The sequence below is a fragment of the Nostoc sp. genome (assembly GCF_036916735.1).
GTDB lineage: Bacteria > Cyanobacteriota > Cyanobacteriia > Cyanobacteriales > Nostocaceae > Nostoc.
Genome location: NZ_JBALFV010000052.1, coordinates 1 through 16,005, shown reverse-complemented (window position 1 = coordinate 16,005; position 16,005 = coordinate 1). Strand labels below are relative to the sequence as shown.

Annotated in this window: 8 protein-coding genes; 6 read left to right on the top strand and 2 right to left on the bottom strand. The window is 41.3% G+C overall.

The window, feature by feature from the left end:
- The first annotated feature begins 113 nt into the window (after positions 1-113).
- The 5 genes from V7L20_RS12650 to V7L20_RS12630 all read left to right on the top strand — a co-directional run bounded on the left by V7L20_RS12650 (position 114) and on the right by V7L20_RS12630 (position 11,508).
- A complete protein-coding gene (locus tag V7L20_RS12650; RefSeq protein ID WP_334744411.1) occupies positions 114-1,229 on the top strand; it encodes a ferrochelatase in 1,116 nt (371 codons plus the stop codon).
- An 813-nt stretch (positions 1,230-2,042) separates the two neighbouring features.
- On the top strand, positions 2,043-3,452 hold the full coding sequence (locus tag V7L20_RS12645) for a hypothetical protein (protein ID WP_334744410.1): 1,410 nt from the start codon (positions 2,043-2,045) through the stop codon (positions 3,450-3,452).
- 174 nt (positions 3,453-3,626) lie between these two features.
- Positions 3,627-5,312: a hypothetical protein gene (locus V7L20_RS12640; protein ID WP_334744409.1), complete on the top strand. Its 1,686-nt coding sequence runs from the start codon at positions 3,627-3,629 to the stop codon at positions 5,310-5,312.
- A 325-nt stretch (positions 5,313-5,637) separates the two neighbouring features.
- Entirely contained in the window at positions 5,638-8,910 is a 3,273-nt protein-coding gene (locus V7L20_RS12635) for an nSTAND1 domain-containing NTPase (protein WP_334744408.1), read from the top strand.
- A gap of 423 nt (positions 8,911-9,333) precedes the next feature.
- On the top strand, positions 9,334-11,508 hold the full coding sequence (locus V7L20_RS12630; RefSeq protein ID WP_334744407.1) for a lipoxygenase family protein: 2,175 nt from the start codon (positions 9,334-9,336) through the stop codon (positions 11,506-11,508).
- A gap of 397 nt (positions 11,509-11,905) precedes the next feature.
- On the opposite strand, the gene V7L20_RS12620 is transcribed toward V7L20_RS12630, so the two are convergent.
- Positions 11,906-12,451 (bottom strand): NADPH-dependent FMN reductase, encoded by a 546-nt coding sequence (locus tag V7L20_RS12620; protein ID WP_334744406.1) that lies wholly within the window; start codon positions 12,449-12,451, stop codon positions 11,906-11,908.
- Between the two features lie 392 nt (positions 12,452-12,843).
- On the opposite strand from V7L20_RS12620, the gene ftsH reads away from it, so the two are divergent.
- A complete protein-coding gene (ftsH, locus tag V7L20_RS12615; RefSeq protein WP_334744405.1) occupies positions 12,844-14,799 on the top strand; it encodes an ATP-dependent zinc metalloprotease FtsH in 1,956 nt (651 codons plus the stop codon).
- A gap of 392 nt (positions 14,800-15,191) precedes the next feature.
- On the opposite strand, the gene V7L20_RS12610 is transcribed toward ftsH, so the two are convergent.
- Positions 15,192-15,797, bottom strand: a complete 606-nt coding sequence (locus V7L20_RS12610; protein ID WP_334744404.1) for an RloB family protein — start codon at positions 15,795-15,797, stop codon at positions 15,192-15,194.
- Positions 15,798-16,005 lie beyond the last annotated feature (208 nt).

Genomic DNA, 16,005 nt, shown 5'->3' with positions numbered 1-16,005 from the left:
TCCCACCTATCCTATCCCCCTGGATGGGATACTATTTTACTAGTAGGGGAAATATTTAAGGTATTCCCCAACTTCATATCTCTCTGCACGCTGGTTATATTGAGGAACTCATTGTGGTTGCCACGCCGGAAAAAGTACAACACACCCACGAGCATCTATCAGGTAAAGACCGTGTAGCCGTACTGCTTATGGGCTATGGCGAAGTCGAAAGCTACGAGGATTTCGCTAACTATAACGAACAGGCTTTAAATCTACTGACAGCAAAATTTGCACCAGTACCAAACTGGATTTATCCGCCTCTGGCAAAACTTTTGGCGCTATTTGACCGCCACGAGTGGGGACACACACACCACGATTTTATCTCCCCACACAATGCTATCTTTGAACAGCAGAGGGCTGGAATCGAGAAGAATTTACAAGAAAAATGGGGCGATAAGGTTCAAGTTTTCAAGGCTTTCAACTTCTGCGCCCCTTTTCTACCTAATCAAGTTTTAGCAGAAATCAAAAACCAAGGCTTTGAGAAGCTGCTGATTTACCCACTGCTAGTTGTTGATTCTATCTTTACCAGTGGCATTGCGATCGAGCAAGTTAACAATGCTCTGGTTGAGTTGACTGATGGTGGAGAACACTGGGTTAAAGCACAGCGTTATATTCCTTCTTTCTTCAACGAACCAGCTTACATCGATTTGATGGCTCATCTGGTTGAGGAGAAAATTGCTGAGTTAACCACAGCTTATCTACCTTCTCAAATCGGTATTGTGTTAATGAATCACGGCTGTCCTCACAAAGCTAAAGGCTTTACTTCTGGGATTGCCGAAAGTGAAGCAATGTACGATTTAGTTCGGGATAAGTTGATTAATCGTTATCCTTTAATCTCAGTGGGTTGGCTCAACCATGACACACCCCTAATTGATTGGACACAGCCAAATGCAGAGCAAGCGGCAAATAACCTGATTCAACTGGGTGCAAAAGTGGTAATTTTTATGCCAATTGGCTTTGCTACAGAAAACCACGAAACTTTATTGGATGTACACCATATCATCCATGCTTTAGAGAAACAGCATCCTGGTACGAACTACGTGCAAATGGCTTGTGTTAACGATCATCCAGAATTTATGGCAATGGCGGCCCAATGGGCTGATGCTCATATTGCAGAGTTGTTGTCAGAGCAAGCTTTGGCAGTTAATCCTCAACTGGCTGGGGATCACCATCATCACCACCATCATTAAGTTGAGTAACGTGGGCAAAGCTTTGCTCAATAATTACTAATTCGTAATGAGCTGCGCCCCGCTTCGCTCTAAGCAAAGCTATGCCGCAGGCTTTACGTAATTCGTAATTAAGAGGGGTAAAGCAAGCACTGATTACAACTACGAATTATATTGAGACTCCCACGCTTCAAGGCGTGGGATTTTTTATATCTTACTTACAGTTAAATTTCTCTTTAACCCTCAGTATGCAGATAAAATTATTTTTTTTTAATCATTCTTAAGTAAAATTCCCAGCAGACTCAGTATTATTACCCAGGATATTTAGACTTTATCAAGTTATCGTGTACCCAATGATATCGACTTGACTACGTGTTAAGCGATCGCAAGCCAGGAAGCTAAATGAGCATCCACAAGTTCTTAATGATGAACCAGCTACTAATTGGCAGGCTTATCCGCTAACTCAACCTCTTGACTGATCTAAAACAGAAACAATTTTTAGCTGCTTTAGGCGTTAATTATCATACACCAGTTCTGTGTAAAGATGCCCCAAACTCTCTTAAAGCCATGACATGAATCATTAATCATCTGCGAATCCCAAAATACAGGTGTAACCTACATAAAAATAAAGAGAGTGGGAAACGCGCCAGAAGTTCGCTGCATCACAGTGTATCCAAAAGAAGTTGTTGGTGAAGTATTTGCCTAAGTCTACTTTTAGGCAAAAAAGTTGGCGTGCTGTTATCGAACAGCCAGAATTTTTGTGGAATCAATACACTGTTTTTCTCCGAACTTAGCATCATACATAGAAATCAAACCCTGAGTCACAAGGATTTACGGATGCTAATTGAAACCAAAATCGGAACTTCTTTGAATTACTATCTAATCGCTTTTGATGCTAATGGCAAAGAACGCGAAAACAATGGAGAGCTAATTAGCCAAAAGGTATTAGAAATCTTATCCAGCGCCAAAAAATCTGACAAACCAATCACAGATGTCTTTTTGATGAGCCACGGATGGCAAGGTGACATTCCGGCGGCAAAAGACCAATATGACAGATGGATTGCAGCTATGGCTAAAAACCAGGCTGATATTGAAAAAATGCAACAGGTGCGATCAGGATTTAACCCCTTGTTGATTGGTCTACATTGGCCTAGTAAGCCTTGGGGAGATGAAGACCTAAATGCAGTATCGCCAGACAAAACAATTGTGTCTTTTGACACGACAGATGATTCTCAGGAAGAATTAGTTGAACAGTATGCTCAACGGATAGCTGATACTGAAACTAGTAGAGAAGCACTCAGAACAATTTTCGCTGCGGCGGGAGAATATGACTTTGCACCTGACACATTACCATCAGAGGTGCGTGAAGCTTATGAGGTTTTGATTAAGGAAGCATCTTTGAGTAGTGAAGCAGAAGATGCAGATGCGTGGAGCGAAAACGAATCATTAAATTTAGATCCTGAAAGTGTATATGAAGCTACCCTGATAGAAGAAAACGAAGATGTCAGCTTCGGAATTGGGGATAGTCTGAAATCAGCCGGAGATGCATTTTTGAACATTCCGAGATTGTTATCTTTCTGGAAAATGAAAGACCGTGCTCGGAAAATTGGTCAAACTAGCGGCTTAAATTTGTTAAACAGACTTCAACAGGTGACAGATAATACTGTGCGATTTCATTTGATGGGGCACAGTTTTGGATGTATTTTTGTTTCAGCTACCGTAGCAGGTACCAAAAATAACACATTAATCCGTCCAGTTAATTCTCTTGTCTTAATACAAGGCGCTTTATCACTCTGGTCTTTTTGCTCAAATGTCCCTCATAGAAAAAATATTCCTGGCTACTTCCGCTCTATTATTAGCGATCGCAAAGTTATAGGGCCGATTGTTACTACCCAATCCGAGCATGATAAAGCTGTCAAAAATGCTTATCCTATGGCGGGAACACTAGGAATATTTGGAGGGCAAGATATAGACTTTGACCCTGATAGTGAGAAAACATATCCTGGTGTCGGTGGCATTGGTTGTTATGGAATTCAAGGTGATGGTTTGGAAATTATTAATCAGCCAAAAGGTATGCTACCCCTGCAAGAAGCCTACAACTTTGAACCTGGTAAAATTTACAACTTGGAAAGTAGTAAATATATCATTGTTCCTCCTAGTCTCTTAGACCTTTTCATGGGCGCTCACAATGCTATTGACAAAGCTGAAGTAGCTCATGCTCTATGGTCGGCAGCCCTTGCTAGTTAATGAAACAGTGTCTTAAAAGGTAAAAAGTAAAAAGAGAATCTCTGTAATAAAAATTAGGAAATTTTAAGCGATCGCCTTTTTTATCCATCAATAAATTTAGGCGGTTCACAACCATTTCTTTTACTTTTTACTTTTGCTTTGTTCAATGAATTCCAAATACAAGGATTAGGTAAAATGAGCATAGAACAGCTGACACGAGAGCTATATTTCAATGGAATTGACGGTGCATCAGGAGAGTATTTGTTGTCTCCATTGACACCTGAGCAGCTTTCTAAGATTGCTCAGGGCGAAGACTTTGACCCCATAGAAATCAGCGAACTCAAAAAAAAGGATCTGCATGTTAAAGGTCTAGAACCCGACTTTGCCCCAATAGAGGGAGTAGATCCTAAAGACCTTGCACAGACAGGTTGGGGAGTTATCTTCGCTTTTAATGCCGACCCAGCAATCAAAGAAGCACTGAAGGAACTGTTAGAACATCGGCAAAAACAAGCCTCGAAAAATCACGAGAACTATTATAAAGAATACACTGGCCCTAAAGGTTATCGTCCAGGGGAATCAAAAAATCAATTTTTGTCGCGTCATGGAGTTGGACCAGGCCCTGCTGACCCAGATAAAATGCCTTATTATCTGTTAATTGTTGGCGATCCAGAAACCATTCCTTATCGTTTTCAGTACCAACTTGATGTGCAATATGCGGTGGGTCGGATTTACTTTGATACCCCCCAAGAATATGCTCAGTATGCTCGCAGTGTTGTACAGGCTGAAACTACTAATTTAAACCTACCTCGTCGCGCTAGCTTTTTTGGAGTACGTACAAAGGGTGATGCAGCCACTGAACTGAGTGCTGACAACTTGATTCGACCCCTAGCTGATTGGATGCTTGATGAGCATAAAGACAATAGTTGGACAGTACAAACCTTACTTGCAGAAGAAGCCACCAAGGCGCGGTTAGGGAAACTGTTAGGAGGTGAAGAAACACCCGCTTTGCTGTTCACCGCTAGTCATGGTATGGGCTTTCCAAATGGAAATGAGCGGCAACTACGCCATCAGGGCGCTTTACTCTGTCAGGACTGGCCCGGCAAAGATAAGTGGAGTAAACCAATTCCTGAAGAATTTTACTTCTCTGCGGACGATGTTGGTGATGATGCTAAATTACTAGGGCTAATTGCCTTTCATTTTGCTTGTTATGGTGCTGGGACACCTAAATTTGATGAGTTTGCCCATAGAAAAGGCTCCAATGAAAGGCCAGCGATCGCTCCTAATGCCTTTATTGCACCTCTACCCCGCAGGCTTCTAAGCCACCCCAACGGCGGTGCTTTGGCTGTCATCGGTCATGTGGAACGAGCTTGGGGTTGCTCTTTCGTTTGGGAAAAAACTGGTAAGCAATTGGCAGTTTTTCAAAGTACCTTAAAGCGATTGCTAGATGGTCATCCTATAGGGTCAGCTGTTGAGTATTTCAACGAGCGCTATGCTGAACTTTCGTCTGATTTGAGTACAGAATTAGAAGAAATTAAATATGGTGCGCTCAGCGATCCGATGAATTTATCTGGTATGTGGACGGCAAATAATGATGCTCGTAGTTATGCCATTATTGGTGACCCCGCAGTTAAATTAGTTGTAGGTGACAATCACACAAGCAATGATCGCTCTGTTATCTCATCAGTGAATTTACCCGCCGCCCCTGCAACATCCCAAGCATCTGATACATCAGCAATTGGGCAAGCCCAGGCAAACTTAACCCAAGCCCTAGAAAAGTTTATCAACACAGTTGAGCAAGCTTCTGTTGATCGCACGGAAAAACTTCAGGCAGCACTCTCAGCCGTAGTGAATCTAGTTGATACCTTGAAAAAATTGAAATAATTGGGCATGGGGTATTGGGCACTTGTACTGAGCGTATCGCTAAAGGGAAAGCTCCGCTAACGTGTAGCGTCTCCAAGAGTTGCCGAAGTATTGGTCATTGGTCAATAATTAATAGTTATTCTTCTCCTGCTTCCCCTGCTCCCCGCACTCCCCCCAGGGCAAACGCATCTAAAGTATAAGAATCCTTTAATAGCAAGGGTTTTGGCGTTTTTAAATTTAGCCTATTTTTTCGTCAATATCCTTGTTCAGCAAGGGTTTCAGAAATACCGTGCGTTCGCCCTGGCACTCCCCCCACTTTCTACTCTCCATTCCTCAATCAAAACCAATGAACACCTTTGAGATTACCATCCAACGCAAATCAGGAGACAACTGGCCAATTGTAGTAGAACACAGTCAACCAGGTGTCCTCCTACCGTTGCGATCGGAAGGTAATCTCTGCCTAACTGCTGAAGATTTCCAGCATTTAACCAGTCTTCTGGGACAAGTACAGGATTACGGGACATTATTAGGCAAAGCACTGTTACGAGACGAAGTGCGGGATGGATTTATTAGGGCACTGAGTCAGAATAAAGAAACACTGCGGGTATTGCTATTTATTGAAGCCCCAGACAAAGAACTCAGAACCTTACGCTGGGAAAGGTTATGCGCTCCCATTGATGGCGACTGGCAGATGTTAGCCCTCAACCAACGAGTGCCTTTTTGCTTCTACATTCCTGCCATTACTGATCGACTCTTTCCTGCCATTGGGCGGCGAGACTTGCGGGCGTTGGTCTTGGTGGCAAGTCCTTGGGATTCCCAAAAGTATAAATTGGATACTTTTGATGTTGAAGCTACGGTCAAAAGTGTCCGGTTAGCCTTGGGAGATATCCCTACTGATGTGTTAGCAACAGTTGATAATGCCATTGGTTTACCGACTCTAGACGAACTTTGCGCTCAACTAACTGACCGGACAAAGCAGTATACAATGTTGCACTTTGTCAGCCACGGTAGGGTGCTTGATGATGGCGAAACTCTCCTCTACTGGTCAAAAGCTGATAATACAGTCGAGGTGGTGACAGCAACAAGATTACTGGAAAGAGTGCGTACGTTACGGGGAGCTAGAGGACTACCCCATTTTACTTTTCTCTGTACTTGTGAGAGCGCTAGCCCAGATGCAGAAGCCGGATTAGGAGGATTAGGACAGCGCTTAGTGCGGGATTTGGGTATGCCTGCGGTGGTGGCGATGACTGAGAAGGTTACTATCAAGACGGCTCAGATATTAGCAGAGAAATTTTACTTCCAACTTAGAGAGTCGGGGGAGGTGGACTCAGCATTACATGAAGCTACAGCCTTTCTAGCAGAACGTGGTGACGTTACTGTACCGGCGCTGTTTAGCCGTTTAGGGGGACGACCTTTATTTAGCGATCAGCTTGACAGAGAATTAACCAACGCCGAAATTCAATATGGTCTAGAGCGCCTTGTACAGTTGCTACCAGAGCGATCGCCTATCCTAAAAAAAAGGTTTACAGAACTAGCACAGCAGTTAGAAAACACACTAGGGGCGGATGTTACAGCTTTGAGCAAACCAGCCCTCCAAGAGCGATCGGAGGTTTTAGAAGAGATTAACAACTTCTGTGAGGAAATACTTGACCTCAACTTTCATGCTTTGGCATTGGGTCAGCAACCACCCATCTATGATTCTCGTTGTCCCTTCCGGGGTTTGTATCCTTTCCGCGTAGAAGACCGCGAGTTTTTCTTTGGGCGAGAACAACTGATTGTCCAACTGCAACAAAAGCTGAATGAACATAACTTTTTAGCTGTGTTAGGCGCTTCTGGCAGTGGTAAGTCATCGGTAGTGTTAGCCGGATTGATCCCGATGCTAGAACAGTTGCAACCTGGTGTAGTTACAGCATACATGACACCAAGCAGTAACCCTATTGAACAACTACAAACTACTCTCTCTCCGGTGCAAGGCCAATCTTCAATATTAGTAATCGACCAATTTGAAGAACTGTTTACCCTCTGTACTGATGAAACTGTAAGGGTGACTTTCATCGAAAAATTGCTCAGTCTGATTCCATATCAAAAAGTCGTGATTACCATGCGGGCAGACTTTTGGGGCGAGTGTGCTACCTACCGCAACCTGAAAGATTTGATGGAAGCAAGGCAAAAACTAATTGGCCCAATGGATGCGGCAGAATTACGGAAGGCAATGGAAATGCAAGCTGCCCAAGTGGGTTTGCGCTTTGAACCAGGATTAAGCAACTCGATTCTTGATGATGTTCAAGGTGAGCCAGGAGCCATGCCACTGTTGCAACATGCATTGTTAGAGATGTGGAAGCGGCGACATGGTAGATGGTTGCGCTGTGTGGAGTATGAAGCGATTGGTGGTGTAAATATGGCGATCGCTCAAACTGCCGATGATGTCTACAATAGTTTGTCACCCTCAGAACAAGACCAAGTTAAGAATATCTTCATCCGCTTAACCCGCTTGGATGAAAGCGCTCTCCAGGGAGAGAAACGTCGGGATACAAGACGGCGAGTTTGGTTAGACGAACTAGTACCTACGGGTGGCGATTTAGCAAATACTAAGCAGTTGGTGCGGCGGTTGGCTGGCGAAGGAGCGCGATTGGTAGTTACGAGTGTAGACGGATCTACAAATCGTGAAGAGGTGGAAGTAGCTCATGAAGCCTTAATCCGCTATTGGCCCCGATTGCTTAAGTGGTTAGATGATAACCAGATTAACTTACAACTACGCGAAACTATTCGTCAAGCAGCTTTGGAGTGGGAAAAGCAGCACAAAGACGAGAACTATTTGGCACATCGCGGTGGAAGGTTAGAAGATGCTCAGGTATTAGCGAAACAAACCAGCTTTCTGAACCACTTAGAGGCTGGATATGTAGATGCTTGTGTAGAATTTCGCGATCGCCAACATAGGGATGAAAAAGCGCGTAGAAGGAGAATATTGAGACTCAGGTTCGCTATCTTCGCAGTCATCTTACTGTTCGGCACATCTGCGGCAACGGTAATAGGAACAATACTACTGACTTTGAGACAGAAGCCCAATATTGTATTTGCGTCTCCTGGGCAAAAGATTCAAGGAACTACAGAATATAAATACTTTTTCGTTATAGAAAAACAACCTGATCTACAAGGTGCAAAACACCAAATTGTAGTAGGTATTCAAGACAAAGATCAAACAGCTTGTATAATGAACGAAGTAATCGAAACTGGAGATAAACAGGGAAACAAAAGTTTCACCCTAACTGCACCCAAAAAAGCAGGAGTTTATTATATTCAGTCTAGATTTGAGATGGAAGATGACTGCGATAACGCTCAAAAGAAGTGGTTAACTGAAAAACCAGAACAGAAAACGGTAAAAACAACTAATTCTGTAGGAGTTATTGTAGTTGGCAACCTACTTGACTTTATTATTTATCATCAATTGTGGGATGCCTACAGTAAAAATATACCTAATATTGCTACTATTAATAGTTTTGATAATAACGTCTATTTTATTTTGAAAAATTTTAAATTAATCAACTCTTCCACATTTAATTCGGGTGGTATACAAGAGAGTCATTTGGATAAATGCGATCGCATTGCTACTAATAAATAATTTGCTAGGTTCAACCAATAAAATTGTCTATTGTAATTTTTTATAGTGGTTATTTACCTCATAGATATTGCAATTATCAAAACGATTTTACCTTTAAATTTATAGCCACTATGAATAAAAATAATAGTTGCAACTACAAATATCAATTTGGTATTTTAAAATATTATTATAAAATACCAAATTTTTGTCAGTAAAGGAAGCTATTTTTAATATAAACACTAATTTTAAATATTTAATTTTTTATCATTTGATTAAACAACTTTTTAATATTTATTTTTTCCTAATTTTTAATATGTTGTGCTATGGTTAATTGGATTATTGAAAAGGTGAGCATAACCTTTATTAGCAATTAGTAAAACTGCCTTTTTTAGCCAATTTGTGTTGACATAGCAGTTAAATAGTTACCAAAAAACAGGAGTCAATATGTCCATAGCTTCTCATCTCATATCTTCTTCTTCAGGACTAACAAAATCAGATATACAAAGTCTTTTAGTGCTTTTATATAAATTAGTAAAATTTAGTAAAGCATCGTTGCAATATATGCAATATGAATATAATTATAATTATATTCCGCCTCTAGCTATAACAGGCGCTCTACCATTGCCAGTCATTAAAGTACAACTCCCAGTTCAAGAGTTACCTAATTTAAAATGGGTACTTTCAGTAACTCAAAAACTAACACTGATTTTGGTAAATGATACTGTCAGTAGCTTTTCAAATTTATTTGATCGCAGCGTGTCTTACGGACTGGATGATGATGACCAAAGCGATAACTTGTCCCTCAACACTAAAGTCCAAGCTTTAGCAGATATCGAGCAAAAAATTCAAGATGCTGAAAGTAATCAAGAGTTAGAAAAAATTGCTTTTGATTTGGCATCAATTACTCAAGAGATTACCGAAAATTTTGTTGCTGTCAATCCCTCTAATGAGGTATCGTTTGAAATTGAAGAAACCTCTGAGTTTGATAGACATATTATAGCTATTGATGAGGAATTTGAATTACATTATTTTCAGGAAAATGTAGGAAATGTAGATTTTTCTGCGTCATCTAACGTAGAAGATTCAATCACAGATTTGTTAAGTTCTGCTTTTAAGAAAATCATTACTTCTGATGCAAAATTGCTGGAATTAGAAAACACTCAACCCTCGTCTATAGAAGTAGAGTTTTCTATAGGAGAATCTGCAAATAGACTAAATTTTGAAGATTATAATAAATTATTTAGAAAAATCCCTCTTCCAGAAATTAGCTCTAGGTTTCAAGAGGATTTGGTTTTTGCCTATATGCAGGTTGCTGGCCCAAATCCACTGATGCTTCAAAAGGTATCAGAACAAGAAGAAACTTTACAAATTACTAACGAACAATACCAGCAAATAGTTGGTACGTCGGACTCTCTTGAAGCTGCAAAGAGAGAAGGTCGGCTGTATAAAGCTGATTATTCCAAGTTAAAAAACATGGAAAATGGAACTTTTCCTAAACAACAGAAGTATATCTATTCGCCTTTAGCATTATTTGCAGTACCACCATCTGATGGCTCATCTCGGTCTTTAGTACCAGTGGCTATTCAGTGTCAGCCGGAAGATCCAGTATTCACACCTCTAAATGGTGATAACTGGGCGATCGCTAAAAGCATTGTGCAAATGGCGGATAGCAACTACCATGAGCTAATTAGTCATCTTGGTCGCACTCACTTATTTATCGAACCTTTTGTAATTGCTACTAAGCGGCGATTACCAGCAAACCACCATTTAAGAATTTTGCTCGACCCTCATTTTGAGGGAACTATATTAATCAATTACGGCGCTCATAAAATCTTGATTGCCAATGGTCGTGAAGTAGATGCAGTTTTAGCTAGTACCATTGAAAGCGATCGCCAGCTAACTGTTGAGGGCGCTCAAGATTATTTGCATCATTTCAACAATGCCATGTTTCCCAACATTTTAGCAAGTCGCGGTGTTGATAATACTTTTGAACTACCTGAATATCCTTATCGAGATGACGGACTACTGATTTGGAATGCTATTCATAAATGGGTGCGTGCCTATTTGAGCAGTTACTATACCAGTGAGTCACAGCTACTAGCAGACCAAGCTTTACAAAATTGGGCAAAGGAATTAATTTCCGAACAAGGAGGTCGCCTCCAGAATTTTGGTGAAGATGCTTCAGGCACAATTAAGACACTAGATTATTTAATTGACGCTGTTTCCACAATCATTTTTACTGCTAGCGCCCAACATGCTGCGGTTAATTTTCCGCAAAGCGAACTCATGACCTATGCACCTGCTTTTCCTCTAGCCAGTTACTCCCCAGCACCCACAAATCCTGACGAACCAGGCGATTTGATGAGTATGTTACCTCCTATAGACCAAGCCAAAACCCAACTTAAGCTAACTTATTTGCTTGGCTCGGTCTACTATACCCAGTTGGGGCACTACTCCAACTCATACTTTAAATCCAAGCCACAACTGAGTTCGGCTCTGCTTACTTTTCAAAATGAACTAAAAGGAATTGAGCAAGAAATTCATCAGAAGAATCGTACAAGGATAATGCCTTACAAGTTCTTGCTACCTTCCCAAATTCCACAAAGTATCAATATCTAGTAGTATGTCAAGCTCGTTTTAAGGGTTTGTAGTAAGCACTTTAGTGATTAGAAAATAAAAATAAGGACTAAAGTCCTTACTACGAACTTGCCGACTCTAGAACTAATCAACTAAACTCTGAGCAAATCTTTAAGAGAGTTTTTTATCTAGCAGCTTGCCTTCAGGACTGAACCCACTCCAAGCTTGTCAGATCGCAATTTGTTCGGGAATTGCCTAACCATGCACCCATCGGACAATTAACCGTAGGTGATTTAAAGCATTACTACTAGGACTTACGCAAAAGTAAACGCGCTCAGAAGCAATTCATGAATTGCTCCTACATGAAAATAAGGGTTTCGGCTATTGTTTACGTAAGTCCTGACTACCATTAAATTTTAGTAGAGTAGCAAAGCTTTAACTAATCAACACCCCGCAGCTTGCGAGTATTATCAACTAAACTCTGAGCAAATTGATCGAATCTTTGCGAAAGTTTTTCATCTACTAGCTTGCCTTCTGGACTGAAAGCACCCCAAGCTTGTCCGATCGCAATTTGCTCTGGAATCACCCAACCATGCACCCATCGGACAATTAGCCGTAGGTCATTTAAAGCATTACTATTAGACTGACCACCCAAGACACTAATTAATCCTGTCACCTTATCAGACAGTTGGTCAAAGCTCATCAAATCTAGGGCATTTTTCAGGACACCACTAACGCTACCGTGATACTCAGGTGTCGCTAAAATTAACCCATCGGCGCGGCTGACGGTATCTTGCAAGCGCTGAACATCTGGATACTCTGGATACTCCTTTGCAGCAGTACAAAACGGTAGCTGTAACTGTCGTAAATCGAGAATTTCTACCTCTGCACCCACAGCTTCAACCCTTTGCACTGCTATTTGTAAAGCAAGCTGGGTATAGGAGTTGGGTCTTAAACTACCACCAATACCAACAATTCTCACCATAATTAACCCACAAACTATTAACTAGCTACTATTACCAGACTTCTTAAAAAAGCGGAATCGTTATGACTATGTTTATCTTAGCGATTTGTGCTGGGATGTGTCAAATTGATATCTATTGAGTACTGGGGGCTGGGGACACAACCACAAGCGGTAGTTGAGCGCAGTCGAAACTCAGTGCATCGCTGGGGGCTGGAAACTGGGAAAGAATTATTGTAATCCTAATGTCTAATACCCAATCCCTAATACCCAATCTCCAATCCCAAATCCCCAATACTTAGTCTGGAAGTTAGACTAGATAAGAAAAGTGTAATTTCCAGTTATTACAATTTTTGGTAGAAGAATAGGCATAAAACCATAGCTCAACTTGTGCCAGCAGATAAAGGGTAATTATTATGACAAATTTGGGAAAAAAACCATTGATAAAAAGACAGTCGTCAAAGCGTGGTGCTTGGGTTAGTGCGTTGGTGCAGCCTGCACTTCTCTACGAGACGCTGCGCGAACGGCTGCGCTCAGTGACTACCTTAGGCATCGCAGCTAGTTTGATTATGTTACCAGGAATTTTTGGGAGTACTCCCGTCTTGGCACAAAAGGCAGATAGCACCTCTTTAAATTATGGCGATTTAATCAAGAAAGCGAAGGCGGGAGAAATCCAAAAAGTAGAGCTTGACGAAACTGAACAGCTAGCAAAGGTTTATCTCAAAGGGCAAAAGGCTGATACACCACCGCAACAGGTGAGACTTCTGGCACAAAACACAGAGTTAATTAACATCCTCAAAGATAAAAATGTTGATTTTGGCGAAGTTTCCTCAGCTAATAGTCGAGCTGCTGTTGGACTATTGATCAATCTCATGTGGATTTTACCACTGGCAGCTTTAATGCTATTGTTCCTGCGTCGCTCTACTAATGCTTCTAGCCAAGCAATGAATTTTGGTAAATCCAAAGCTCGCTTCCAAATGGAAGCAAAAACTGGAGTAAAATTTGAAGATGTAGCCGGGGTTGAAGAAGCTAAAGAAGACCTCGAAGAAGTTGTTACTTTCCTGAAACAACCGGAAAGGTTTACTGCTGTAGGCGCACGTATTCCCAAAGGAGTGTTGTTAATTGGCCCTCCAGGTACTGGTAAAACTTTACTAGCTAAAGCGATCGCAGGTGAAGCAGGTGTACCATTCTTCAGTATTTCTGGTTCAGAATTTGTGGAAATGTTTGTTGGTGTAGGTGCATCTCGCGTGCGTGACCTCTTCAAGAAAGCCAAAGAGAATGCCCCTTGTCTAATATTTATCGATGAAATTGACGCAGTAGGTAGACAACGAGGTGCTGGTATCGGTGGTGGTAACGACGAGCGCGAACAAACCCTCAATCAACTGCTCACAGAAATGGATGGTTTTGAAGGTAACACAGGCATTATTATTATTGCTGCCACTAACCGCCCAGATGTTTTAGATGCAGCGTTGCTCAGACCAGGACGCTTTGACAGACAAGTGATGGTGGATGCACCGGATCTCAAAGGGCGACTGGAAATTTTGAAAGTCCACGCGCGCAATAAGAAAATTGATTCTAGCGTATCATTAGAAGCGATCGCTCGTCGCACTCCTGGTTTTACTGGCGCAGACTTAGCCAACTTACTCAACGAAGCTGCCATTCTCACGGCTAGGAGACGCAAAGAAGCTGTCACCCTTTTAGAAATTGATGCTGCTGTGGATAGAGTCGTTGCAGGTATGGAAGGTACCGCCTTAGTAGACAGCAAGAGCAAGCGATTGATTGCCTATCATGAAGTTGGACATGCTTTAGTTGGCACATTTCTCAAAGACCATGACCCTGTGCAAAAAGTTACACTCATCCCACGGGGACAAGCACTGGGATTAACTTGGTTTACTCCCAACGAAGAACAGGGGTTAATTTCCCGTTCCCAACTCAAAGCCAGAATTACTGCTACTTTGGGTGGTCGCGCCGCCGAGGAAATTGTTTTTGGGAAGCCAGAAGTGACTACAGGTGCAGGTAATGATCTGCAACAAGTTACAGGAATGGCGCGGCAGATGGTGACACGCTTCGGGATGTCAGAATTAGGCCCATTGTCACTAGAAAATCAGAGTGGAGAGGTATTTTTGGGACGTGACTGGATGAATAAATCAGAATATTCTGAGGAAATTGCCGCCAAAATTGACTCACAGGTGCGCGAAATTGTCAACAATTCCTATATTAGAGCAATAGAACTGTTGCAACTCAACCGCATAGTTTTGGAGCGTTTAGTAGATTTGTTAGTAGAACAGGAAACAATTGAAGGTGATGCATTCCGCAAAATTGTTGCTGACAATACCCAGGTAGCCGATGCACAAGTGGCTGTACCTCATTAGGGAATAGTTGACACTCCCTAGTACATTGTGGCGGAAGTTTGCATATCTTTAATAAGAGGATTTGCGCTGTGCTGTACTAGTGAAAATCTAAATATTCAGATTCCCGACTTTTTAAAAAAGCCGGGAATTTTCTTGAACAAAAGTCACAAAGCTACCTCAGCCTTCCCCAAAACTAGCACACATAAAGTCTCGCCACTGTAAAGTTTATACCAATTCTGTATAAAGATGCGCCAAATTATATAAGGAACGAACCGCAAAGGGCGCAAAGGACACAAAGGAAGAAAGAAAATTTGGCGCAGCCTCACAAAGAAATAGTATTAGGCTATCGCTATATATAGAGCTAAGTACTACAAGGGTAAATGGACATCATGAAACAGCTACTCCGAGTCTATTTACAGAATAAACTTGTTGAGTTCCTGCACTAATAAATGCACCGTTGTTGATGGATTATCTTTGGCTAGAGTGTGAGGAACATATTGTTTAAGAAGATTTTCAGCATTTTTAATAGCAATAGCTTGCTTATCAAATAGCTCATCATAAATCGTTTCGCTATTTTTCTGATATGTCCGACCAGATAAAGAAGTTAACTTCTTCAAATAATCACTTCGAGGAATACCAGTATTGAGAAATTCAAAATGCAGAACATACCATAATTCAAATGCTTCATTAGAATAAGCTACTTGAAACCCTTGAGCTTCAGCATTTTTAATAGCGTTATTAAAATCTTCTATAGTCCAAGAATTACGATCAAAAACACACCAAACCTGATCGTACTCTTCTTGCTTATTCAGTTCCTTGGCGCTTTGAACTAGTTTGCTGGGATTCTCTCCTAAACCCTGCACGTCTATTTTAACGACATTTTTAGGAACACGAAAACTCATAAAGTAATTAGGTTCGGTTTTGGCTCCTTCACATACGATTAAGAATCTCTGCTTAACTTCCCTAGTATTAACTTTTCTCGGTGAATATCCACGAGAGTTTGCTTTTGTTCTAGCCATGAGAGTCGATTAGATGATTCAAATTTCCAATATATGGAATTGCGCCATATCTACCTTGAATATAATCACTCTCAAATGAGGTATCGTTACTTACATTGTATTCTGCTAAAGAGTATAAGTAGAACAGGGCGAAAAAACCAAACTGTGTAAAGATAATTAAATACGTATAATCCATCTACCACGGTAACAGTGAAATGGGCAGCCGTTT

Excerpts from the sequence above, each read along its gene's own strand:
- V7L20_RS12645 (WP_334744410.1), top strand. The coding sequence starts at position 2,043 with ATGCTAATTGAAACCAAAATCGGAACTTCTTTGAATTACTATCTAATC.
- V7L20_RS12640 (WP_334744409.1), top strand. The coding sequence starts at position 3,627 with ATGAGCATAGAACAGCTGACACGAGAGCTATATTTCAATGGAATTGAC.
- V7L20_RS12635 (WP_334744408.1), top strand. The coding sequence starts at position 5,638 with ATGAACACCTTTGAGATTACCATCCAACGCAAATCAGGAGACAACTGG.
- V7L20_RS12610 (WP_334744404.1), bottom strand. The coding sequence starts at position 15,797 with ATGGCTAGAACAAAAGCAAACTCTCGTGGATATTCACCGAGAAAAGTT.
- ftsH (WP_334744405.1), top strand. The coding sequence starts at position 12,844 with ATGACAAATTTGGGAAAAAAACCATTGATAAAAAGACAGTCGTCAAAG.
- V7L20_RS12620 (WP_334744406.1), bottom strand. The coding sequence starts at position 12,451 with ATGGTGAGAATTGTTGGTATTGGTGGTAGTTTAAGACCCAACTCCTAT.
- V7L20_RS12630 (WP_334744407.1), top strand. The coding sequence starts at position 9,334 with ATGTCCATAGCTTCTCATCTCATATCTTCTTCTTCAGGACTAACAAAA.